The sequence below is a fragment of the Flavobacterium sp. GW821-FHT12A05 genome, assembly GCF_058807735.1.
Genome location: NZ_JBXAQY010000001.1, coordinates 316,973 through 339,847 on the forward strand (window position 1 = coordinate 316,973; position 22,875 = coordinate 339,847).

Annotated in this window: 19 protein-coding genes and 1 pseudogene; 4 read left to right on the forward strand and 16 right to left on the reverse strand. The window is 34.7% G+C overall.

All coding sequences use genetic code 11. The features are described from left to right. Positions 1–18: 18 nt before the first annotated feature. Positions 19–387 carry a nuclear transport factor 2 family protein gene (locus tag AC1RRQ_RS01115; RefSeq protein ID WP_493020587.1) on the reverse strand — a complete coding sequence of 123 codons (369 nt, stop codon included), beginning with the start codon at positions 385–387 and terminating at the stop codon, positions 19–21. 247 nt (positions 388–634) lie between these two features. Between AC1RRQ_RS01115 and nrfH the strand changes: the two genes are divergently transcribed. The 4 genes from nrfH to AC1RRQ_RS01135 all read left to right on the forward strand — a co-directional run bounded on the left by nrfH (position 635) and on the right by AC1RRQ_RS01135 (position 4,969). Next, complete coding sequence (nrfH, locus tag AC1RRQ_RS01120; protein ID WP_493020589.1) at positions 635–1,261, forward strand: cytochrome c nitrite reductase small subunit; 627 nt, start codon at positions 635–637, stop codon at positions 1,259–1,261. Positions 1,262–1,295: 34 nt separating this feature from the next. After that, positions 1,296–2,762 (forward strand): ammonia-forming cytochrome c nitrite reductase, encoded by a 1,467-nt coding sequence (nrfA, locus tag AC1RRQ_RS01125; RefSeq protein ID WP_493021453.1) that lies wholly within the window; start codon positions 1,296–1,298, stop codon positions 2,760–2,762. 104 nt (positions 2,763–2,866) lie between these two features. Continuing rightward, on the forward strand, positions 2,867–4,114 hold the full coding sequence (locus AC1RRQ_RS01130) for a cytochrome c biogenesis ResB family protein (protein ID WP_493020591.1): 1,248 nt from the start codon (positions 2,867–2,869) through the stop codon (positions 4,112–4,114). Between the two features lie 51 nt (positions 4,115–4,165). After that, entirely contained in the window at positions 4,166–4,969 is an 804-nt protein-coding gene (locus AC1RRQ_RS01135; protein WP_493020593.1) for a cytochrome c biogenesis protein, read from the forward strand. Positions 4,970–5,034: 65 nt separating this feature from the next. Here the strand turns inward: AC1RRQ_RS01135 and AC1RRQ_RS01140 are convergent, their stop codons facing one another. The 15 genes and pseudogenes from AC1RRQ_RS01140 to gltB all read right to left on the reverse strand — a co-directional run bounded on the left by AC1RRQ_RS01140 (position 5,035) and on the right by gltB (position 22,779). Further along, positions 5,035–5,718, reverse strand: a complete 684-nt coding sequence (locus AC1RRQ_RS01140) for a GNAT family N-acetyltransferase (RefSeq protein WP_493020595.1) — start codon at positions 5,716–5,718, stop codon at positions 5,035–5,037. Continuing rightward, positions 5,719–6,588 carry an alpha/beta hydrolase gene (locus AC1RRQ_RS01145; protein WP_493020597.1) on the reverse strand — a complete coding sequence of 290 codons (870 nt, stop codon included), beginning with the start codon at positions 6,586–6,588 and terminating at the stop codon, positions 5,719–5,721. It abuts the gene before it with no gap. Positions 6,589–6,697: 109 nt separating this feature from the next. Beyond that, positions 6,698–7,735, reverse strand: a complete 1,038-nt coding sequence (locus tag AC1RRQ_RS01150) for a serine hydrolase domain-containing protein (protein ID WP_493020599.1) — start codon at positions 7,733–7,735, stop codon at positions 6,698–6,700. A 122-nt stretch (positions 7,736–7,857) separates the two neighbouring features. Further along, complete coding sequence (locus AC1RRQ_RS01155) at positions 7,858–9,084, reverse strand: outer membrane beta-barrel protein (protein WP_493020600.1); 1,227 nt, start codon at positions 9,082–9,084, stop codon at positions 7,858–7,860. Between the two features lie 240 nt (positions 9,085–9,324). Further along, positions 9,325–9,822 (reverse strand): SRPBCC family protein, encoded by a 498-nt coding sequence (locus AC1RRQ_RS01160; protein WP_493020602.1) that lies wholly within the window; start codon positions 9,820–9,822, stop codon positions 9,325–9,327. A gap of 45 nt (positions 9,823–9,867) precedes the next feature. Then, a complete protein-coding gene (locus AC1RRQ_RS01165; protein WP_493020604.1) occupies positions 9,868–10,368 on the reverse strand; it encodes an SRPBCC family protein in 501 nt (166 codons plus the stop codon). After that, positions 10,358–10,684 carry an ArsR/SmtB family transcription factor gene (locus AC1RRQ_RS01170; RefSeq protein ID WP_493020606.1) on the reverse strand — a complete coding sequence of 109 codons (327 nt, stop codon included), beginning with the start codon at positions 10,682–10,684 and terminating at the stop codon, positions 10,358–10,360. The genes AC1RRQ_RS01165 and AC1RRQ_RS01170 overlap by 11 nt, the downstream gene beginning before the upstream one ends. A gap of 132 nt (positions 10,685–10,816) precedes the next feature. After that, a complete protein-coding gene (locus tag AC1RRQ_RS01175; protein ID WP_493020608.1) occupies positions 10,817–12,004 on the reverse strand; it encodes a hypothetical protein in 1,188 nt (395 codons plus the stop codon). Positions 12,005–12,216: 212 nt separating this feature from the next. Continuing rightward, positions 12,217–12,684 (reverse strand): DUF1572 domain-containing protein, encoded by a 468-nt coding sequence (locus AC1RRQ_RS01180; RefSeq protein WP_493020610.1) that lies wholly within the window; start codon positions 12,682–12,684, stop codon positions 12,217–12,219. A gap of 35 nt (positions 12,685–12,719) precedes the next feature. Continuing rightward, positions 12,720–13,277, reverse strand: a complete 558-nt coding sequence (locus tag AC1RRQ_RS01185) for a hypothetical protein (RefSeq protein WP_493020612.1) — start codon at positions 13,275–13,277, stop codon at positions 12,720–12,722. Between the two features lie 355 nt (positions 13,278–13,632). After that, positions 13,633–14,082: a hypothetical protein gene (locus tag AC1RRQ_RS01190; protein ID WP_493020614.1), complete on the reverse strand. Its 450-nt coding sequence runs from the start codon at positions 14,080–14,082 to the stop codon at positions 13,633–13,635. Positions 14,083–14,123: 41 nt separating this feature from the next. Next, positions 14,124–14,486 (reverse strand): hypothetical protein, encoded by a 363-nt coding sequence (locus AC1RRQ_RS01195; protein ID WP_493020616.1) that lies wholly within the window; start codon positions 14,484–14,486, stop codon positions 14,124–14,126. A 529-nt stretch (positions 14,487–15,015) separates the two neighbouring features. Next, positions 15,016–16,242 (reverse strand): annotated as a pseudogene (lysA, locus tag AC1RRQ_RS01200) (diaminopimelate decarboxylase); the annotation flags it as partial. Positions 16,243–16,639: 397 nt separating this feature from the next. Continuing rightward, positions 16,640–18,094 (reverse strand): glutamate synthase subunit beta, encoded by a 1,455-nt coding sequence (locus AC1RRQ_RS01205; protein WP_493020618.1) that lies wholly within the window; start codon positions 18,092–18,094, stop codon positions 16,640–16,642. A 167-nt stretch (positions 18,095–18,261) separates the two neighbouring features. After that, on the reverse strand, positions 18,262–22,779 hold the full coding sequence (gene gltB / locus AC1RRQ_RS01210) for a glutamate synthase large subunit (RefSeq protein ID WP_493020620.1): 4,518 nt from the start codon (positions 22,777–22,779) through the stop codon (positions 18,262–18,264). Positions 22,780–22,875: the final 96 nt, after the last annotated feature.

Consider the following 22,875-nt stretch of genomic DNA (forward strand, 5'->3'; position numbering starts at 1 on the left):
TACGATTTGAATGTCAAATTATTCAAATTTTAGATTCGCATTTTTAGACATTAAATAGGAGGTGAGCTTTTTTATTTTGCTATTTTTCATTTCAAAAACATCGCAAAAAACAGCATCTAGTTTATTTCCATTTTTCATGTTTCCTTGTACGGCGCCTTCGGCAATTACAATGTCATTTTCTTCAATTAATTTAATAATCTTAATTGTTGGACTGCCAACAAAATTGTCGTTTTCAATCTCTTTATCAAATGCCTCTTTTCCAACATGCTGATAAATTCCCGGCATTTCCCAAATTACGTCATCAGTAAGGCAGGCCAAAATTCTTTTGTGGTCACTTACTCTAAAAGCGGCCATGTATTCACTTACGGTTTGTTTATTTGGTGTCATATTTTATAATGTTTACTGTAAAATTACTTCTTTTTTGGTATTCGTTTTTATGTTGTAACTGCAATTTTTTATGATTTTTTTAAATTTTTATGAGTTAATAATGATAAAAAATGTGAATTGAATATCTTGAATGTTCTTTTTTTTGAAAATGATAAAAAAAACAGTATAAAATTCATAATCTGATAATTGTCATATTACTGCGAGAATTTACCTCATAAATTTGAAATAAAAAAATAAGGGAAATATTATGGTAAAGATTTTAAATTATGTATTGCCACCTCGTAAATGGGTACCCTTTGTTATAGTGGCAGTTGGAATAGGAATGGGTTTATTTGCCTACTTATTGTATGTCTCAAATGCAGTATCCTATCTTTCAGATGATCCAAAAACATGTGTTAACTGCCATGTAATGACTCCTTTTTATGCTACATGGCAGCATAGTTCGCATGCACGGGTTACCACTTGTAATGATTGTCATGTACCACACAATAATGCATTAAACAAATACTTCTTTAAAGCAAAAGACGGTATCTACCACGCAACAGTTTTTACGTGGAGAGCAGAGCCACAAGTCATTCATATTAAAGAAGCTGGTACAGATGTGGTTCAGAAAAACTGCCAGCGCTGCCATGGAGATCTTAATGCTAATGTAAGCACGCTGGGAGTTACGCTTGAAAGTAAACAGCATGGTGAAGGAAAATTATGCTGGGACTGCCATAGAGAAGTACCGCATGGTAAGGTTAACAGTTTGTCATCTGTACCCAATGCCCAGGTTCCGTTGTTGGAATCGCCAGTTCCAGAATGGCTGCAAAAACAGACTGATAGTATTAGTAATGCAAAAGAGAATAAATCAAAACAAAAACTAAAAAATTAAATACAGAATAATTATGGCACCATTAAAAGAAATTATAAAAAGCAAACCATGGTTAGGATGGGTCATGTTTGGCCTTACAATGCTGGTTGTGTTCATACTGGGTTTACTGGTAAATAGTGTGATGGAACGACGTACAGAAGCTTTGTTTGTAAATAAGGTATTAGCACCTGTAGGTGAATTTGAATCTAAAAATGAAGTGTGGGGAGCTAATTATCCGCGTGAATTTCAGACTTATTATGAAACTGCAGATACTTCTTTCGTGAGTAAATACGGAGGCAGCAAAATGAGAGATATGCTGCATGATGATCCTAGAATGGTGGTGTTATGGGCTGGTTATGCTTTTTCTAAAGATTACAATCAAGGAAGAGGCCACTTTTATGCTTTAGAAGATATCTATAATACCTTAAGAACCGGAGCTCCAAAAGAACCTCAGGATGGTCCACAGCCATCAAGCTGCTGGGTTTGTAAATCTCCGGATGTACCTCGTATGATGGATAAGTTAGGGATAGACGAATTTTACAAACAAACCTGGGCATCTTTAGTGCCAGAAATTGTAAATCCAATTGGTTGTGCTGATTGTCATGATTCTAAAACAATGAATCTAAAAATTACGCGTCCTGCTTTAATTGAAGCTTATAAAGAACAAGGAAAAGATATTACAAAGGCAACTCATAATGAAATGCGTTCATTGGTTTGTGCCCAATGTCACGTAGAATACTATTTCGATAAGAAATCTGTTGAAGGAGCCGCGAGAGTTAAATTTCCTTGGAAAAATGGTATGACGGTAGAAAATATGGAGAAATATTATGATGATATTGAATTCTCAGACTTTACGCATGCATTAAGTAAAGCACCAATTCTTAAGGCCCAGCATCCGGATTACGAAATTCATCAAATGGGTATTCACGGACAAAGAGGGGTTTCTTGTGCAGATTGCCACATGCCTTATAAAAGCGAAGGGGGACAAAAATTTACAGATCATAAAATACAATCTCCTCTTAACAACGTAGCGAATTCTTGTCAGGTATGTCACCGTGAAGAAGAAAGTAAACTAGTAGCAAACGTAAATGAGCGTCAGGATAAAATTCAGCAGATACGTATTGAGCTTGAAGATCAATTGGTAAAAGCACATTTAGAAGCAAAATTAGCCTGGGATAAAGGAGCAACTGAGGTGCAAATGAAGAATGTTCTTAAATTAATTCGTCAGGCACAGTGGAGATGGGATTTTACAGCAGCATCTCACGGAGGATCATTCCACGCACCACTTGAAACGGCACGTGTTATCACAAATGGTTTAAACAAAGCGGCTGAAGCAAGAATTGATTTGAGTAAAGTATTGGCATCATTAGGGCAAAATACTCCGATACAATATCCTGATATTTCAACTAAAGAAAAAGCACAGAAATTTATTGGTCTGGATATGGCTAAAGAAAGAGCTAATAAAGCTGAATTCAAAAAAACAGTTTTACCAAAATGGCTTGAAGAAGCAAAGAAAAAATAAGTACAGCTAAACAATAGTAAAGAATATTGAAAAGGGTTCGAACAAATTATTCAAAATTTGTGAGAACCCCTTTTCCGATTATAGCTTTCAAATTCGAAACAAGAATGGGAACATTTAATTTAGAAAAAAACAATCTTCATAAAAAGAAGCTTTGGCATTTCCCCTGGGATTACAAAGAGTCCTTTATCATTGCTGCAGGATTACTGATTACAGGATATTTATTGCAGATCGCAACAAGAACCAATATTAAAGCAGTAAGTGCTCCTGTAAATTATATAATTGCGGGATTGTTTATTGGAATGCTGTTGCTGCTTCATTTTACCAGTAGATCACATCCGTGGGTAAAGTGGCTCAGATCAGTTCCTGCCTCGGTTAGTGCTATTGCTTTGGTTTTAATTCAGGCAGTAATTATGGGAACGCTTCCACAGCAAAATTTTGTTGAAGGAGTAAAACCAGACGCATTTGGTTTTTCATTTGTACTAAACAGCTGGCCGTTTTTAATTGCGCAATTGTATTTTCTTACGACACTTGGGCTAGCAACGCTTAACAGAATGATGCCCTGGCAATGGAAAAACTGGGGATTTGTCTTAAATCATTTAGGTCTTTTTATTGCAATGACTGCAGGAATTTTAGGAAGCGGAGATTTACAGCGCTATACGATGAAATTGTACGAAAATCAATTGGTATGGGGAGCAGAAACTGAAAAAGGAGTCATGATACCAATGCCTTTAGCTTTTGAACTTACCAGTTTTGATATGGAAACTTTTGCTCCAAAATTGGCATTTGCAGACATAAAAAACAATAGTATTGAGACCAAAGGAGTTAACGCTCTTAGAATGATTGCAAAAGGAGATAGTTATGATTATAAAGGTTATAAAATTAAGGTTGTTGATTATATCGAGAACAGCAAATTTACAGGCAATAGCTACTTTCATGTAAATGAAGAAGGAGCAACGCCATCTGCTTTAATCGAAGTGAAATCGGCGGTTATAGATACTACAGCCTGGATTAGCTGCGGAAGTTTTGCAACCCAGTATTCTTACCTGCAATTGAATGATAAGGAAGCAATTGTGATGTTGCAGCCTGAAGCAAAAAAATACAGTTCTCACGTAAATGTGTTTGTAAAAGGCGGAAAGAACGATAAAACGGTAATAGAAGTTAATAAACCTTATAAAGTGGATGGATGGAAAGTGTATCAGCTGAGTTATGATGAAAAATACGGAAAATGGTCTAAGTTGAGCGTTGTCGAATTGGTTCGAGATCCTTGGCTTCCGGTTGTTTATTCCGGAATTTTCATGATGATAATTGGTGCTATCTATTTAATATTTAAAGGAAGAGGAACTGTGATTTAACCGTTATGTTATTCCTTAAAATGAATGTTGATATTTAAATAAAGATTTTAAATGAATTACTGGATCTATTTTTCTAATTACGCCATAACAGCAATTATTTGCTGGCTGGTTTGTATATTTTTTCAAGTACTAAAAAGTACCCGTCATAAATCCTTTCTAATGTTGTTGTTTGCAGCGCTGGGAACTTTTTCTATGGCCGTATTTATCTTTAATTTATGGCAGAATTTAGGCCGTCCGCCTATGCGTACATTGGGCGAAACCAGACTTTGGTATGCGCTTTTCCTGCCTGTAATTGGAACAATTACTTATTTAAGATGGAAATATAAATGGCTTTTGAATTACAGCTTGGCAATGGCTGTGATGTTTTTAATTATTAACTACTGTAATCCGGATACTTATAACAAGGCTTTAATGCCAGCTTTACAGAGTGTATGGTTTGTACCTCATGTATTAGTTTATATCTTTTCGTACGCCTTACTTGCAGCTTCGTCAATTGTAGCCTGTTATGGACTATTCGAATATTATAGAGGAAATTACAAAGACACGATATTACAATTAGCTAATAATTTAGTGTATGTTGGATTTGGTTTCCTTTCGCTGGGTTTATTGTTTGGCGCATTATGGGCAAAAGAAGCGTGGGGGCATTACTGGACTTGGGATCCTAAAGAAACCTGGGCAATGCTGACTTGGCTGGGATATTTAATTTATATACACATGCGTTATCGTTATCCAAACAGTATAAAACCAGTTTTAATATCCTTAGCGCTGGCATTTGTTGTATTGCTGCTTTGCTGGTTCGGCGTAAATTATATGCCTTCTGCGGCGCAAAGTGTTCATACTTATTCAAATACTTAAAAAAAGAGCAGAAATTATATTACAATTTCTGCTCTTTTTCTTTATTAATTAAGGAATATAATTGATTATAAATTTTTAGAAATATTCCAGAAACTCATTTTTCTTCGTGTAATAAAACCTAATTTTTCATAAAGTTTTATCGCTCCAAGATTGCTTTCTACAACATGTAAAAACGGAATTTTACCTTCATCAAAAATGTTATTTACAACATACGAAGTCAGTTGTTTGGCATATCCTTTTCCGGTATGATCGGGATGCGTTATAATCGCGCTCACTTCTGTAAAGTTATTCATTTTCATACGTTCGCCGGCAATTGAAACTAGTTTTCCATTAGTGAAAATTCCGTAATAACTGCCTAACAAAAAGGTATTGCTTTTAAAATATCCTGGTTGTACTAAATTGACCAAATCCAATAATTCTTCCTTATGCTCTTCGGTTAGTCTGATAATTTCATTCTCAAAAGACAGTTGAACTTTTTCATGAATTATCATTTGAAGGCAAACCAGTTCTTTTACAATTTTTAAAGTATCAGGGAGATTTGGTTTTTCGCCAACAATAAAGAAATTGCCACACAATGAAGCATATACAGTTGTGGCTTCTAAAGTATCTTCAAGCTTTACAAATCCTCCAAACGGACAATAATCCGGATTATAAAATTGGACTCCGTTGTAATCTAAAGCAAATTTTTGATGACTCTCAGAAAGTGAATTCCAAACCGGATTATCTAATTTATTTTCATCTGTAATCATTTATTCTTTTGTTTGAGGATAAAAGAATTTAAAAGAATTTGAAACTGCCGGATGTAAAATTGTTCCGTGGTTTTCCTCTGGGAAATAATCAAAATAAACTTTGATATTTTTGCTTTTTGAAGCTTTTATTTTTTCTGCCAATAAATTAGCATCAACTTCCATCACTCTCGGAATCTCAGTTGGAGTAAGGCCTTCTTTGCCAACGGCAACATAAATTTCGATTTGCTGTTTAAAGTTTTCCTGAAAAATTTCAGAATCCGTATTTAACAAAGAACCGTTATTCCACCATAAACTTGGACTTACGATTACATATTTATTAAAAAGAGACGGTTTTTTAAATAGAATTTCGGTTTCTAATAATCCTCCTAACGATTGGCCAATGATGGTTTTAGACTCGGTTGTTTTGTATTTTTTGTCAATGAAAGGCTGTAATTCTTTTTCGATAAAAGCAATAAATTTATCTGAATGTCCTGTAGTTGGAAATCTCGTTTTATCATTTTCTACAGTAGTAGGAAAAGTAAAATCGCGTCTTCGGTCTACCGTTGCAATACCCACTACAATAGATTTTGGAACCTGATTGATCCATTCAAAACTGTTAAATTGCACCAATCCCGAAATATGAATAAAATCTTCATCGGCAGAACCATCCAATAAATAAATTACAGGATATTTTGCTTCATCTTTAGGATTGTAGCCTTCAGGAAGATAAATGTTTAAAATTCTTTTTTCGCCTAATTCTTTAGACTGAATTTCATCTATAACCCCAAGTACAAAAGGCTTACTAGTTTCGGTTGATTTTGATTTATTGTTTTGGCTGAAAATAAGCGTTGAAGTAAAAAACAGGAAGGCAAGCGTAAGAAATCGATTCATTGTAATGTATTTAATAATCCACAGAAAGTTGTGGTTTTGTTGAGGTTTTAAAAAGTGTTTTTCTGTAAAGTGAAATTACAAATTTTAAACAACAATGAAGCAATTTGTTTTATTTCGGCTTATCGATCACTTTTTTTACATCGTTTAAAAAGTCATAAACAGGAAAAGAATCACCTTGATTTGTAAGTGCAATCAAAGTAATGTTGTGATCTAAATCTCTCCAAAACAAACTTCTAAAACCATTTAATCCTCCTGTATGCATTGCGATTTTGGTGTTTTTTTCATTAAAAATAAACCATCCAAATCCGTACTCGCCTTTCTTTTTATTTTCTAAGAGTGGTGTTTCATACATTAATTTGGAGTTTTCTTTGTTAATTAATGTGCCATTTCGTAGTGCTTTATCTAGTTTATAGAGATCTAAAGGTGTCGAATAAATACCACCGTCGCCGGTAGTAAGCTGGTTATAATCGTCAATTTGTTTTTCGTTATTATATCCCGTTGCTTTATTGGGAATTTCAGGTTTAGTTTCATCATAGATAAATGTGTGTTCCATTTTTAATGGTGTCAAAACATTTTCTTCAATAAAATCTTTAAAGCTTTTACCGCTGCTGTTTTCAATAATTAAGGATAAAAGAATATAACCGCTGTTAGTATATTCATATTTAGTTCCCGACGGAAAGTTTAGAGAAGATAAACCTTGCAGCCATTTTAAAACCGATTCGTTCGTTAAGTTTTTATTTTGCTTTAAAATGCCTTCATAATCTTTTAATCCAGAAGTATGTGTTAGCAGCTGATAGATCGTTATTTGCTGTGCATAACTAGGCAGTTCTTTGATATATTTTGATGCTTTGTCATTATAGTTCAACATTCCTTTTTGCTGTAAAAGCATTATAGCGATTGCAGTAAAAGGTTTGCTTAACGAAGCAATATAAACAGGGGTATTTTTATTTAAAAGTACTTTTTCTTTGAAATTACTATACCCAAGAGCAGTATCGCAAATGATAGAGTCATTTTTTATTAAAAGTACAGAACCATTTAGGTTTCCTGCATTATGATATTCTGTAACAAGATCTTTTGCTGTTTTTTCTTTGCAGGAAGTAAAAAACAGAAGTGAAAGAAAACCTAGATATAAACTTATTTTATTCATAAACTTGATCTCGTTATTTTCAGATTACCGAAAATACGAATTTAAGCAATACCGAAAGGATATAAAAAAAATCCCGCTTCGAACAGAAACGGGATAATTTTATATCTGGATTAAAAGTTCTTTTAAAAAAACGAGTAACCTAAAATAAGAGCAGTTGTTTGGTAAGATGAAGTCCAAACAGGATTATCCGCCAAAAGACCTCTTGAAGTTTGATATCTTACTTCTAAACTAACTTTATCTTTAAATTTGCAGCCTAATCCAAGGCCAAAATTAATTCCAGATTTAATTTCTAATTCATTTAATGGAGAACCGTCTTTTCTTGTTACAGTTACTGATGAATTTGTACTGAAATCTACAATCATTGAAGCATTTGCAAAGATTTTAAAAGCGTCGTTAACGAAGAAGTAGCGTCTCACACCTACAGGTAATTCAACAGATTTGTAATCTACTTTTCCTGTCAGCGTTCCTCCAACAACCTGATTGGTTTGTATGGTTTGTTCTCCTTTGTAAGATTGATAAGTAGGCTCTACAATAACCGACCATCTGTCTTTGTTGAATGGTAAAATAAATTCAGCCTCAATTCCTAAACTGATACTTGATTTTTTATCAAAATCAAAACTTAGTACATTATATTCAGAATTTTCAAGAGACAATGAACTAATGGTGTATCTAGGTCTAAGGGTTAAATTAAATAAATCTTTTTTCTCCTTTACATCAAGATCTACAAAGTTCGAATCGCTGCATTTGTTGTATTTTGCAAAAAATCGCTCCAAGTCTTTTTTAGTATAAGTTAGTTTTTCATATTCGTTCATTAAAACCCCATCGCATTTTAAGTCAATAAATAATTGTTCTCTAAATTGATTGTTTTTAGCCGTATGATCATCATCTGCCAGATAGGTTTTATAAACCAATTGTTTTATTTCAGAATTATCTGTTTTATAAAAAAAGCGTCTTACAGTTCCGTCATTGTACAAATATAAATTAGCTTTTCCTTCCATTAGAACTTGTAAAAAGAGTTTTTCAGTGCTAAAAACAGGATTCTTGTCTTTTGTCATGAACTCAATTCTCTTAGATGAACGGTCTATTTTTACAACAGAGCTAATAAATTTAAACTGTCCGCTAACGGCAAATTCTTTTATGGTTTTAATATCAGCAGTTTTAATTTCTCCGCTTTCGTCTAGTTTGTAACGAAAATTGACAGGAGTATTTTTCCAGTCCATATTTTCGATTAAGCAGCTTGTTTTTTGATTGTTTTCACTTATGAAATAGCCATTTTCAAAAATGACTTGCGAAAAAGAATTAACACTTACAATTAGTGCTAAGACAAGAAATAAAAATTGTTTTCTCATTGAAATTAATAGGTAATTATTATTGGTTTTTAGTTTATATAAGTAGTTAAGGAAGCAATATTCTTTTTAATGGAGTTCAATGAAAAAGTATGCATTTGTTATTATTTTTTTGAACGGCAAATATAGGAGTTGAACACTTGAATAAATTACGGGAAACCGTAAAATGTTATTTTAATTTATGCAATAAAAAAAATGCGCAATGTCTTAGACAAATGCGCATTTTTTGAGGATTTAATTTTCTTATTTCTCTGCAAAAATCTTGTCCAGACCTTCCATTGCAATAGTAAAACCTTCTTTGAAACCCATTTCGATAATCTTTTCTAAATCAGATAATTTATCGTGTTTAATGGTGATATCAACGATGGTTGAATTTCCTTGTTCGCTAAAATTTACATTCCAGTCAGAACGCGGAAAATCAGTATTTAAATTCCCTTCGCTGTCGCTAAAGGCATCCAGATATTTAAAATTGGTTTTCGGATTAATCGAAGTAAAATCGGCAATTGCCCAATGTTCTTCGCCTTGCGGACCAACCATGGCATATAATCTTCTGCCGCCTTCTTTAAATTCCATGGTTTTTGTTTTGGATTTCCACGGAGCCGGCGCCCACCATTGATCTAAAATTTCAGCTTCTGTCCAGGCTGACCAAACGTTTGCTAACGATGCATCAAACTCACGTTTTACAATTACAGTACTATTTTCTTTGTCTACAGTAAAATTCATTAAAAGATTTGATTTCATATTCTTTAGATTTTTAAGTTGATTACTATTTTGTTGACTCTGTTTTTATTTTTGTGCTTCAAAAATTTTATCCAAGGTTTTCATAGTAGCCGTGATTCCTTCTTTAAAACCCATTGCAACTATTTTTTCTAATTCTTCCAGACTGTCTCGTTTAATGGCGATATCTACAACGGTCAAATCGCCTTGTTCAGAAAAAGTTAAATCCCAATACGAACTCCCAAAAATTGAATTTGGATTTCCTTCGGCATCACAAAAAGTAGACGAATGCTTAAAGTTTGTTTTAGGAGAAATCGAAGTATATTCAAAAGAACTCCAGCGTTTTTCACCATCGGGACCAACCATGGCATATAATCTGCGTCCGCCTTCTTTAAAATCCATAATTGTGGTTTCAGATTTAAACGGAGCCGGCGCCCACCATTGATCTAAAATTTCTGCTTCTGTCCATGCCGACCAAACGTTTGCAAGCGAAGCTTCGAATTCTCGTTTTATGTTTACGGTATTATTTTCCTTGTCTACAGTAAAATTCATTAATAGATTAGCTTTCATTTTCTTTAGATTTTAGATTGATTAATACTTGATCCAGCTGACTAAAACGGCTTTCCCAGATTTTTTTGAATTGCTCGAGCCATTGGTCAACTTCTTTCATTTTTTCGATTTTGAGCTGGTAATAAATTTCCCTGCCCATTTTTTTTTCGTCGAGCAATTCACATTCATTTAGAATTTTAATATGTTTAGAAACCGCTTGTCTTGTAGTATTGAATTGTTCTGCAATGGCATTTGGAGTTAATGCATTGGCCGAAATTAAAACTAAAATTGCTCTTCGCGTAGGATCGGCAATGGCTTGAAAAATATCTCTTTTCATTTTAAATATAATTTACGCAACTAATCAGTTGCAAATATAAGCAACTTTTTGGTTGCGCAATTGTTTTTTTGTGATTTTTTTATTGGCAGAAATAAAAAAAGACGCAAAATGCGTCTTTTATATGCTTGATATTTAGCTTCTAAATTTATTCCGAACGATAATATCTTTAAGTCTTGCTTTTAAATCTTCGCCCGTATCAAACACCATTTGTTCGTTATTTGGGAACGGAACGGCGCGTTTATTAAAATAAGAGATATAATTATCGTCGCAGGCATTTCTGTCACCTTTGTAAGTCGAATAAACATTTTCGAAAATAAACTCACTGCTAACCGGAAAAGTCTGAATAAGTTCATTCGTTTTTAAATCAACATAATCTACTTTTGCCGTTACCTGACACGATTTAAATTGTCTGAATTCGTAAACATTAGCACGAAGTATTCTATAGTTGTCAACTTTTATTTCTCTGCCTAAGCTGTCTCTTACTGGTCTTCCGCGACTGTCTAAAAGCGTTTTTACACCATCTTTTATCTGTCTTTCTTTAATAAATTCCTTCTCTTTTATTTGTTCCGGCGAAATAATAATTTGTCTGAAATTGATAATAAGACTGTAATCATACACCACATTTTTTTGTCTTGCATTGTGGTAAACCGTCCATTTATCATTTAATCCGTAGGTTTTAAAATCCAGTAAATCGTCCTGAAGCAATTTCGGAATCACCATATCGGTTTCGTTTTTGGCATAAACATCGACAAAATCAGTTCCTTTAAACTGAGCGTCGTCCATTAATTTCTTGGCGTTTTTGTAATTCGGACTTATACTTTCCAGATAAGCCAGATCATCATAAGCTTTTCTAAAATCCAGTTTATTTTTCGATTTTAAAAGCGTCGAAGCATTTTCATATAGATATTTCGAAAGTGCAATTTTGCTGCTTATAATTTGATTTGAATAATCATCAAAAGCAAAAGTCGCATTTTTCCCTAGTTTTAATAAAGGCAAAGGCAATAAAGGCCTTATTTTTTCCTGACGGTTACTTAGTTGTAAATACGTATTATAAACACGTTCGGCATTGTTTGGCGTTGCCTCTTTTATCATTAAATCAAGACTGCGTAAATCTCTGTCTTTGGCTTTTGCAAAAGCTTCTTCGAGCAAATACACATAATCCTGTTTTCCTTTAGAATCTTTTTTAGTTCGAAGTCCCTCAACCGCACGATTTATTGCACCGTCGTAATCGCCGTCGCTTAAAAGAGACTGTGTGGTTTTAACTCCGCACGAAGAAAGAGCTAAAAATAGTATAGAAAATAAAAAAGTAATTTTTTGCATGGCATTCTGTTTGAAGGTGTAAATATATCTTTTTTAATTTTCAACAACCATGCCTTTTTTTAAAATATTTTAAGGAGCAGAATAGACAATTTCAGAAGAACGTTTACTCCCGCTTTCGCCTTTATCTCTGCGAGGATATTGGCTCTATCGGGGCTAGAGTACACGTATATTTTTCATAAGAAATATAGCGGATTAAACTTTTAATCTGGCTTTTATTCCGTTAATAGTTTTTTAATTAAAACAATCTGACCCAAATGATAATAACTGTGTTCGATCATGGCGTCAATATTTCTTTTGTAAGTTCCGTATTTCTCGTCAATAAAAACCTGATCCAGATTTTCGTCGGGCATTTGTTCTACAAACGAGGCAAATTCTTCTGTGGCATTCCAGAATTTAGCTAAAAAATCCTGCCATTCCTGCTGCGAATTGATAGGAGGGAAGTCAAAACTAAATTTGTCCTTAATGTCCAGCAGTCCGCCTTTAAAGACATTATTTATTCCGTTAATGTAATAATGAATATGCTGTGCCAAAAGCGAAATGGTATTGAGGTTTTTTACCGGAGTTACGGCAATTTTCCAATCTAAATTTTCCAGTTGATCCTTGTAATTGGTATTAGCAATCCAGGTTCCGTTTAAAATGGTTTCTCTAAAACGATTTGCAATTTCTGAAGTGTTTTTCATATTTCAATATTTTAGAATTTATAATAACATTTAACTTATTCCTGCTGAATCCAATTGTATTTTCCATTGTTCAGATAAATAATGCCGCCTCCGCAGCTTTCATCAGCATGAATAAATATACCGTCATTTGGCAATTTGATTTTATCTTCTTCTTTTATTTCTTCATCTCCCATAATTTCGCCGTCTTCATTTACATTGTTCCAGACAATTTCTCCTTTCGATGCTTTTTCAAATATTCCGGCCCAGTCAATTTCGTCAAAACCTTGATTAAGAACCGTATTTCCCATTCCGAAATAATCTGTCCGATTTCCGTTTCCAAAAACTATTCTCAGTCCGCTTTTATCATTTTTTGTACTTCTTACAATCTCAACAATTTCGTTTTTTCCGTCTCCGTCTAAATCGCATACAATTTTGTTCGTTTTATGTTTGGCCGAAATTACAATCGTATCAGATTCTTTTTTTGTAATTTCTTTTTGTTCTGATATTTGAGCAGTGTCTTTTACTGTAACTGGCGTTGTTTCAATTTCGGTTTTTTGTTCTTTTTTGCAAGAGATAAAAATAAGGGCAGATAAAAGTAAAATTTTAAATTTCATGTTTAAGATTGCAATTTATTACTATTTGAAATAGCTAAAATATAAAAAAAAGTTTACAAGAAAGTTGCAGGAAATGAAATTTGTAGAGACGCACCGCAGCACATCTTTACATTATTGAGAATGTATTTTTTGAATTCATTTTGCTCACGAACGAGATGTTCGCGCACTTATAAAAATGCTCCAGAGGAGCATAATATTTTATAGAAATTATATACAATAGATTTCAAGCTCCAGCGGAGCGACATGTGTTATTGAAAATTATGCCGCTCCGCTGGAGCTTTTGTAGATAGAAATAAATTGTGCTATAAATATGCAGCTCCTCTGGAGCTTTCATAATAAATAGAAAATTTACTGTTTATTGCAAAATCGCTTCAATTTTGGTTTCTGATTTTTCTTTAACAGGACTGTCAGGACGAAAACTCCAAATAATTAGAAATTTTCCTTTCGCCAGATATTCTTCCGGATGTTCATCAGTTGGCTGGCCGGCTTTTCCCCATAATAATCCTTGCAGAAATCTATCACCTTTAAAAACGTGTTCAAATTCAAAATACATAATAGAACCGCTGTCGGCTCTATTTTTAAAACTTTGAATTTGTTTGCTTTTTACCGTTCCAACAATGTTGCTGTAGGTTTCGATATCGGTATAAAAATTACAAGCCTGCGGCGTAACACAAATCTGACCGTCGTTATTAGTATATCCTTTTGGAATTTCTTTGGGTTTTAGTTTTAAATCAGCAAGCGTCTGACTGAATGCAGTAGTAGTAAGTAACATTAATAACGCCGACAGGGCAATCGAAATTTTCATGGTTTTGGTATTTTAGATTTGGGGAGTTTTGCTATTTAGATTTATGATTTTCTAATTTTTACCTGATACACAATTTCCCAAAAGATAATAGAGAAAACAGCATTGGCAAATATGGCAGTTTTAACCTGATACGGATCGTAATCTATAAAGAAATGCAGATTGGTGAATTTTAAAGCCAGAAATAAAGCCAAAGCAGCAATTACGACAGCAGATAATACATTCAGCAGCGGTTTCCACTTTAACCCTAAAAAGGCATAAATAAGATTCAATCCTGCAAAGCCACAACCTAAAGTGATGTAAGGATCGGTTTTTAATATTTCTCCCAGCGAAAGAAAAAAAGAAGTAGAAGTAAGATATAAAAAGAATAGGATTGAGTAAAGCAGAATGCGTATTTGTGGTTTCATTTTGAAATTTTTTTATTGATGCAAGTTAATAAAAATAATTCCAGTGAATACTTTTGCTTACGCACTTTATAGGACGGATAAAAATTTAGATTATTTGGTTTTATATTAATACCTGACTTGTGGCAGCGGAGAATTATAAAAGCCGCTTTTTTTAAGTTTTAAATTATTTAGTAAACCCGACAGGTTTTTAAAACCTGTTGGGTTTGGCGTTTAAAATAAGTTCGCACCAGTATGAAATATGATTGCGTATAACTTTGTCAAAGTTTCAAACTTTGACAAAGTTTTTCCTTACTAGCATTAGAAGGAAGTTATAAGAGAAAATCCGTTTTAATCCGCGTTTTCGCGAAGCGAATCAGCGTCATCTGTGTTCTATCTCGGCGATTTGCTTTGCGTAGGCTTCTCCCGAAACCTCGGGATCGCTCAGCCTGACAAAGCATTAATCTAAAATCTAAAGTCAGAAATCTAAAATAAAAAAATCCCGCCTCAATTAAGAAACGGGACTAAAGTGATATTCTCTTTTTTTCTATTTTTAAACCGTAGCTGCAATTTCTTGTGGTAACGGAATTTGATTTTTAAGTAAATCTTCGAATGTTTCGGCTTGGCGAATCAAGATTCCCTGACCATTCATCCATAAAACTTCGGCTGGTTTGTATCTTGAATTGTAGTTCGAAGACATTGAGAAACAGTATGCTCCGGCATTTCTGAAAGCAAGGATATCGCCTTCGGTAATTTCAGAAATTCTGCGGTTGTTGGCAAAAGTATCGGTTTCGCAAATGTAACCTACAACAGAATAGAAACGCTCTTTTCCTTTTGGGTTAGAGATGTTTTCGATATGGTGTGAAGATCCGTACAACATTGGACGAATTAAGTGGTTGAAACCACTGTCGACACCAGCAAAAACTGTTGAAGTTGTTTGTTTTACGACGTTTACTTTTACTAAGAAATGACCTGCTTCGCTCACTAGGAATTTTCCTGGTTCGAAAATCAAGGTTAAATCTCTGCCATATTCTGCGCAGAATGCATTGAATCTTTTTGATAATTTTTTACCTAATTCTTCGATGTCGGTTTCGATATCGTCTTTTTTGTAAGGAACTTTGAATCCGCTTCCGAAATCTAAAAATTCCAGATCTTTGAAGTTTTTTGCGGTATCGAACAAGATTTCGGCTGCATACAAGAATACTTCGATATCTAAAATATCAGATCCTGTGTGCATGTGAATTCCCACGATGCTCATTTTTGTGTTCTCTACAATTCGCAAGATATGCGGAATTTGATGTACAGAGATTCCGAATTTACTATCGATGTGTCCTACAGAAATATTAGCATTTCCGCCTGCCATTACGTGTGGATTGATACGGATACATACCGGAATTTGTGGATATTTTGTTCCGAATTGCTCCAGAATAGATAAGTTATCAATATTGATTTGTACACCCATTGCAGCAACTTCTTCGATTTCTTCTAAAGAAACTCCGTTTGGTGTAAAGAAAATCTTGTCAGGATCATAGCCAGCATGAAGTCCCAATAAAACCTCTTGAATTGATACAGTATCTAAACCAGACCCCATGTTCTTTAATAACTGAAGAATCGCAACGTTAGACAATGCCTTCATGGCATAATTAACTCTTAAGTTTTCTACCTTAGAGAAAGCTTTAGTTAACCTAGTATACTGAGATTGGATTTTTTCGGCATCATATACATATAATGGACTTCCAAATTGGTCTGCTAACTGCAGTAAATCTTTTGCTTGCATTTTTAAATCATTTTGGGCAAAGTTATTACACTTTTATCTACTGACAAATAATTTGTAGAAAAATAACAAATTATAACAAATTGTTTAATTTTAAACAAAAAGTTCGTGTTTTTGGAATTTTATAACCTTTTTGAAGAGGCTAAGGTTCTGAGATACTAAGGTACTAAGTTTTTTTAGCCACGAATTCACGAATTTAATTAATTTTTGAATGCTGGTGAAATTGTTTTTTGACAAGATTGGCGAATAAAATCTATTTAATCTTTTAATCTGTGGCAAAAAAACAAAACCCCTGAATGTATTCAAGGGTTTGTTAGTAGTTATGTTGTTTATCGGAAAAGATTATTAAAATGCAAGGAAAAAAATCTTAGAACCTTAGCATCTTAGAACCTCAGTACCTTAATTATAAGCTCGGTAAATCTCCTTTTCCTTTAGTAGGCAGGTTGGTAGAGCCCATTAAGAACAAATCTACCTCTCTTGCTGCTTCGCGACCTTCTGAAATAGCCCACACGATTAATGATTGTCCTCTTCTCATATCACCTGCTGTGAAAATGTGAGGCACGTTTGTCTGATAGTTATGTGCTTTATAATTGCTTCTAAAATCAGTTTCGATTCCTAATTGCTCGCTTAATGTTTTCTCTGGACCTGTAAATCCAAGAGCTAATAAAGCCAAATCGCAAGGCCAGATTTTCTCAGAACCTTCTTTTTCGATCAATTCTGGACGTTGACCCGGAGTCATTTTCCATTGCACTTCAACGGTTTTTAATCCGGTTAATTCACCTTTATCGTTAGAAATGAATTCTTTAGTATTGATTAACCAGTTTCTGTTACAGCCTTCTTCGTGAGAAGATGATGTTTTTAGCTGTAACGGCCAGAAAGGCCATGGAGTTGTTTCGCTTCTTCCAACTGGAGGTTTTGGTAAAATCTCAAAGTTGGTTACTGATTTTGCTCCGTGTCTGTTTGAAGTTCCAATACAGTCAGAACCAGTGTCTCCACCACCAATAACGATTACATCTTTACCAGTTGCTTTAACCTGATCTGGAATTGATTCTCCAAATAAAACTTTAGTCTGCTGTGTTAAGAAATCCATTGCCTGAACAACGCCTTTGCTTTCGATTCCTTTAGTTGGTAAACTTCTTCTTTCTGTTGCTCCTCCGCATAAAACGATAGAATCGAATGCGTTTAATTCTTCTACGCTAAAGTTAACTCCAACATTTACATTGGTTTTAAAAGTAATTCCTTCTGCTTCAAGAATAGCAACTCGTCTGTCGATGATTTGTTTTTCTAATTTGAAATTCGGGATTCCGTAACGTAATAAACCTCCAATTGCATTGTCTCTTTCAAAAACAGTAACGGTGTGTCCCGCTCTGTTTAATTGCTGAGCTGCTGCAAGACCTGCAGGTCCGGAACCAATAACGGCAACGGTTTTTCCTGTTCTCGTTTTTGGTGCTTGTGGTTTAATCCATCCTTCGGCAAAACCTCTTTCAACAATGTTTTTTTCGATGTTTTCGATAGATACAGGATCTTTAATGATTCCTAATACACATGCTTTTTCGCATGGAGCAGGGCATAAACGACCTGTAAATTCAGGAAAGTTATTAGTCGATTGTAAAATCTCTAATGCACTTTGCCATTCTTCCTGATGTACCATATCGTTGAAGTCCGGAATTAAATTTCCTAACGGACAACCGCTGTGGCAAAAAGGAATACCACAATCCATACATCTCGAACCTTGTTCTTTTATTTTATCTTTTGCTAACGGAATAGTAAACTCGTTGTAGTTCGAAACGCGTTCTGCTACTGCTAAATTACTTTCGTCGGCTCTGTTATATTCTTTAAATCCGCCTATTTTACCCATGACATTTTTAATTAAATGTAAATGATAATTCTAAAGTTCTAATTTTTTTAACCGCAATCCCGATAGCTATCGGGAGCAAAGGCTTTTTGCTTTTTTGAGTGTTTAAGTTCGCAAAGCTTTGCGGTTAAGTATTAATCTAAAATCTAAACTCTAAAATCTAAACTCATTTATCCCGCTATTAGTTCTTCTATTTGTTTTTCTTCTGCAATTCGTTTTAATGCTTTTTTGTAATCAGTTGGCATTACTTTTACGAAGTGCTGTTGTTGGTTTTCCCAGTCTGCTAAAATTCTTTTTGCTAATGGACTGCTGGTGTACAATGAATGATTTTTAATCAATCGTCTTAGTTTTGTAAGATCTTCTTCTTCCAACGGATCGAATGCAACCATTTCCATGTTACAAACTGTTGAGTCGAATTTCTTATTCGGATCGTAAACATAAGCTACACCACCGCTCATACCAGCTGCGAAGTTTCTGCCTGTTTTTCCTAAAACAACCACTGTACCACCGGTCATGTACTCGCATCCGTGATCTCCAATTCCTTCAACAACAGCTGTTGCTCCAGAATTTCTAACACAGAAACGCTCTCCGGCCATTCCATTAATATAAGCCTCTCCGGTAATAGCTCCGTAAAGGGCAACGTTTCCAATAATGATATTGTCTTCTGGTTTAAAAGTTGCAGTAGGAGGTACTTTTACAATTAGTTTTCCTCCAGAAAGTCCTTTTCCTAAGTAATCATTACAGTTTCCGTGAATTTTAAATGACAATCCGTTTGTTGCAAAAGCACCAAAACTTTGTCCGGCAGAACCTTCAAAATCAACTAAAATAGTGTCATCAGGTAATCCTTGTGCGCCGTAGATTTTTGAGATTTCGTTACTCAAAATTGCACCTACAGAACGGTCTGTATTTTTAATTTTAAATGTTACTCTTGTTTTTTCTTTTCTATAAATAGACGGAATCGCTTCTTTAATGATATCAAAATCTAATACATTTTCAAGTTGGTGATCTTGTTGAGTTGTATTGTGATTTGGCTGTGTTTTCGCTTTTTCCGGTTTGTATAGAATTGGTGATAAATCTAAACCATTTGCTTTATAATGTTTGATCGCTTTGTTCACATTTAATTTTTGTGACTGACCCACCATTTCTTTTAAAGTTCTGAAACCTAACTGTGCCATGATTTCTCTTAACTCCTCAGCAATGAAATACATAAAGTTGATTACGTGCTCTGGTGTTCCTTTGAAATTTTTTCTCAATTCTGGATCCTGAGTGGCAATACCAACCGGACAAGTATTTAAGTGACAAGCTCTCATCATGATACATCCAGAAGCTACAAGTGGTGCAGTTGCAAAACCAAATTCTTCAGCTCCTAATAAAGCTGCAATTGCTACATCACGACCTGTTTTCAATTGTCCGTCGCACTCAAGAACTACACGGCTTCTTAAATCATTTAAGATCAAAGTTTGCTGTGCCTCGGCTAAACCAAGTTCCCACGGAATACCTGTGTGCTGCAAAGATGTTAATGGTGCAGCTCCCGTTCCTCCGTCGTAACCAGAAATTAAGATAACGTCAGCTTTTGCTTTGGCAACACCGGCAGCGATGGTTCCAACTCCAACTTCAGAAACTAATTTTACGTTTACACGTGCTTCACGATTGGCATTTTTCAAATCGTAAATCAACTGAGATAAATCCTCAATTGAGTAAATATCGTGGTGAGGAGGAGGCGAAATCAAACCTACATAAGGTGTAGAGTTTCTGGTTTCAGCAATCCAAGGCACCACTTTTTCTCCAGGTAACTGACCACCTTCACCAGGTTTTGCTCCCTGAGCCATTTTAATCTGGATTTCTTTAGCGTTTGTCAAATAGTTGATCGATACACCAAAACGTCCCGAAGCAACTTGTTTGATCGCACTGTTTCTAGAATCTCCGTTAATTTCTTTCTGGAAACGTTTAGGATCTTCTCCACCTTCTCCAGAGTTACTTTTTCCGCCAATTCTGTTCATTGCAATGGCTAAATTCTCGTGTGCTTCTCTAGAAATAGATCCGTAAGACATGGCACCTGTTTTGAATTTCTTTACAATTTCTGTCCAAGGTTCTACTTCGTCAATAGAAATAGGATCTAAATTGTTGAATTCAAATAAACCTCTAATGGTCATTAAGTTTGAGCTTTGCTCGTTAACGGCATTTGAGTATTCTTTATAACTTTCCGGGCTGTTTAAACGAACCGCTTGTTGTAATTTAGAAATAGTAGTTGGGTTAAACATGTGTTTTTCACCACCGCGTCTCCATCTGTAAATACCTCCAATTTCAAGAGAAAGCAAACTTGCTACTTTTGAATTTGGGAAAGCTTTTTGGAAACGTTTTTTAACTTCTTTTTCTACTTCCATTAAACCAATACCTTCAATTCTTGATGGAGTGTAAGGGAAATATTTAGATGTAAATGTTTTGTTTAAACCTAAAATCTCGAAAATCTGAGCAGCTCTGTATGAATGTAAAGTAGAGATACCAATTTTGTTCATGATTTTAACGATTCCTTTTGCAATTGCTTTGTTGTAATTTACAATTGCATAATCCGCTTTTACTCCGGTAATGAAACCTTGTTCTACCTGATCGTAAATAATTTCGTTTACCATGTAAGGATTGATGGCACTTGCACCGTATCCGAACAATAAAGCAAAATGATGAGGCTCGCGTGGTTCTGCAGATTCGATTATGATTCCGAATTTAGAACGAACTTGTAAAATATTTAAAGAGTGGTGAATGTAAGAACAAGCCAATAACATTGGGATTGGAGCTAATTGTTCGCTTACACCTCTATCTGATAAAATAATGATGTTACATCCTTCAGAAACTGCTTTGTAAGTTGCCTGAACACATTTTTCAAGCGCACGCTCTAAACCGTTAACTCCTTTTTCTATTTTGTATAAAGTAGAAATGGTAGCCGATTTGAAATCTGCGTGGTCGATATTTCTGATTTTATCTAAATCCTCATTCGAAATAACCGGATTTTGGATTTTTAGCTTTTTACATTGTTTAGATTCAATTTCGAAAATATTGAAATCACCTCCAATTGCTAAACTGATATCCGTAATGATTTCTTCACGAATACCATCCAAAGGCGGGTTAGTAACCTGAGCAAATAATTGTTTGAAATAGTTGTACAATAACTGAGGCTGATCTGACAATACTGCTAATGGCGTATCGTTACCCATAGAACTGATCGCTTCAGCTCCCTGACCTCCCATTGGGTTAATGATTGTTTTTAAATCTTCAATTGTATAGCCAAATAAACGCTGTCTTGTTAAGAAATCTAGTTTTTCAACAGGAGTAGGGTTATTGGTGTAAGGAACGCTGGCTAATGGCAATAAGTTTTCGTCAATCCATTGCTGGTAAGGACGTTTTGTAACGATTGCTTTTTTAACTTCTTCATCTTCAATAATACGGCCTTCGTTCATATCAACCAAGAACATTTTTCCTGGCTCTAAACGACCGTGCTGAATTACATCTTCCGGATCGATATCTAGTACACCAATTTCTGATGACATGATTACGAAACCGCTGTGTGTTAAAGTATAACGAGAAGGACGAAGTCCGTTTCTGTCTAATAAAGCACCAATTACGTTTCCATCTGTAAACGGAATAGAAGCTGGACCATCCCAAGGCTCCATTATACAAGCGTTAAACTCGTAGAAAGCTCTTTTTTCCGGAGACATTGTCTGGTGTTTTTCCCAAGCTTCAGGAACTACCATCATCATTGCTTCCGGCAATGAACGGCCTGTCATTAATAAAAGTTCTACTACCATATCCATAGAAGCAGAATCTGATTTTCCTTCTAAGATAATTGGGAATAGTTTTTTAATATCATCGCCAAAAACTTTGCTCTGCATAAGCTCTTCACGAGCACGCATACGGCTTACGTTTCCACGAAGTGTGTTGATCTCACCATTATGACACATGTATCTAAATGGCTGCGCTAAGTCCCAAGAAGGGAATGTATTGGTAGAGAAACGCTGGTGTACAAGTGCAAGACGAGTTACCAGGTCCGGATCTTTCAAATCTATATAATAACGGCTGATGTCTTCCGGCATCAATAGACCTTTATATATTATAGTAGTGGTCGATAAACTAGTAAAATAAAACATGTGGCTTTCTGAGGTTTTAGATCCTCTTACGGCATGTTCGGCAATTTTTCTAGCTGCAAAAAGTTTTGCATTAAATTCTTGTTCAGTTAAATCCTGTCCGTTTTTAGAAACGAAAACTTGTTTAATTGTTGGTTCTTTTTCTGCGGCAATCTGTCCTAAATTTTCAACGTCAACAGGTACATCTCTCCAACCTAAGATCTTTAAGTTTTGATCTTTAATAGTTGCTTCAAATGCATTGATACAAAAAGATACCTGGTTTTTGCTTTTTGGTAAAAAAACCATTCCTACTGCATACTCACGTGTTTCCGGGATTTCAAAGTCACATACTTTCTTAAAAAAATCGTGAGGGATGTCGAATAAAATTCCGGCCCCGTCTCCAGTTCGTCCATCAGAACTAACGGCACCACGATGTTCCAATTTAATTAAGATGTCTAATGCTTTGTGAATAATATCATTTGATTTAATACCATTCAAATTACAAATAAATCCTGCACCACAATTGTCGTGTTCAAATTCAGGCAGATAAAGCCCTTGTTCTTTAACTTTCATTCTTGATATTTTTTCTACAAAAATAAAGATTTCGTTAAATATAATGTATTGAAATAATGGATTCGCTTACATTTTTGTTGTAATATTAGAAAAAGG

What these genes read in the sequence shown, in the direction of transcription:
- AC1RRQ_RS01115 (WP_493020587.1), bottom strand. Translation starts at nt 387, where the DNA reads ATGACACCAAATAAACAAACCGTAAGTGAATACATGGCCGCTTTTAGA.
- nrfH (WP_493020589.1), top strand. Translation starts at nt 635, where the DNA reads ATGGTAAAGATTTTAAATTATGTATTGCCACCTCGTAAATGGGTACCC.
- AC1RRQ_RS01130 (WP_493020591.1), top strand. Translation starts at nt 2,867, where the DNA reads ATGGGAACATTTAATTTAGAAAAAAACAATCTTCATAAAAAGAAGCTT.
- AC1RRQ_RS01135 (WP_493020593.1), top strand. Translation starts at nt 4,166, where the DNA reads ATGAATTACTGGATCTATTTTTCTAATTACGCCATAACAGCAATTATT.
- AC1RRQ_RS01140 (WP_493020595.1), bottom strand. Translation starts at nt 5,718, where the DNA reads ATGATTACAGATGAAAATAAATTAGATAATCCGGTTTGGAATTCACTT.
- AC1RRQ_RS01145 (WP_493020597.1), bottom strand. Translation starts at nt 6,588, where the DNA reads ATGAATCGATTTCTTACGCTTGCCTTCCTGTTTTTTACTTCAACGCTT.
- AC1RRQ_RS01150 (WP_493020599.1), bottom strand. Translation starts at nt 7,735, where the DNA reads ATGAATAAAATAAGTTTATATCTAGGTTTTCTTTCACTTCTGTTTTTT.
- AC1RRQ_RS01155 (WP_493020600.1), bottom strand. Translation starts at nt 9,084, where the DNA reads ATGAGAAAACAATTTTTATTTCTTGTCTTAGCACTAATTGTAAGTGTT.
- AC1RRQ_RS01160 (WP_493020602.1), bottom strand. Translation starts at nt 9,822, where the DNA reads ATGAAATCAAATCTTTTAATGAATTTTACTGTAGACAAAGAAAATAGT.
- AC1RRQ_RS01165 (WP_493020604.1), bottom strand. Translation starts at nt 10,368, where the DNA reads ATGAAAGCTAATCTATTAATGAATTTTACTGTAGACAAGGAAAATAAT.
- AC1RRQ_RS01170 (WP_493020606.1), bottom strand. Translation starts at nt 10,684, where the DNA reads ATGAAAAGAGATATTTTTCAAGCCATTGCCGATCCTACGCGAAGAGCA.
- AC1RRQ_RS01175 (WP_493020608.1), bottom strand. Translation starts at nt 12,004, where the DNA reads ATGCAAAAAATTACTTTTTTATTTTCTATACTATTTTTAGCTCTTTCT.
- AC1RRQ_RS01180 (WP_493020610.1), bottom strand. Translation starts at nt 12,684, where the DNA reads ATGAAAAACACTTCAGAAATTGCAAATCGTTTTAGAGAAACCATTTTA.
- AC1RRQ_RS01185 (WP_493020612.1), bottom strand. Translation starts at nt 13,277, where the DNA reads ATGAAATTTAAAATTTTACTTTTATCTGCCCTTATTTTTATCTCTTGC.
- AC1RRQ_RS01190 (WP_493020614.1), bottom strand. Translation starts at nt 14,082, where the DNA reads ATGAAAATTTCGATTGCCCTGTCGGCGTTATTAATGTTACTTACTACT.
- AC1RRQ_RS01195 (WP_493020616.1), bottom strand. Translation starts at nt 14,486, where the DNA reads ATGAAACCACAAATACGCATTCTGCTTTACTCAATCCTATTCTTTTTA.
- AC1RRQ_RS01205 (WP_493020618.1), bottom strand. Translation starts at nt 18,094, where the DNA reads ATGGGTAAAATAGGCGGATTTAAAGAATATAACAGAGCCGACGAAAGT.
- gltB (WP_493020620.1), bottom strand. Translation starts at nt 22,779, where the DNA reads ATGAAAGTTAAAGAACAAGGGCTTTATCTGCCTGAATTTGAACACGAC.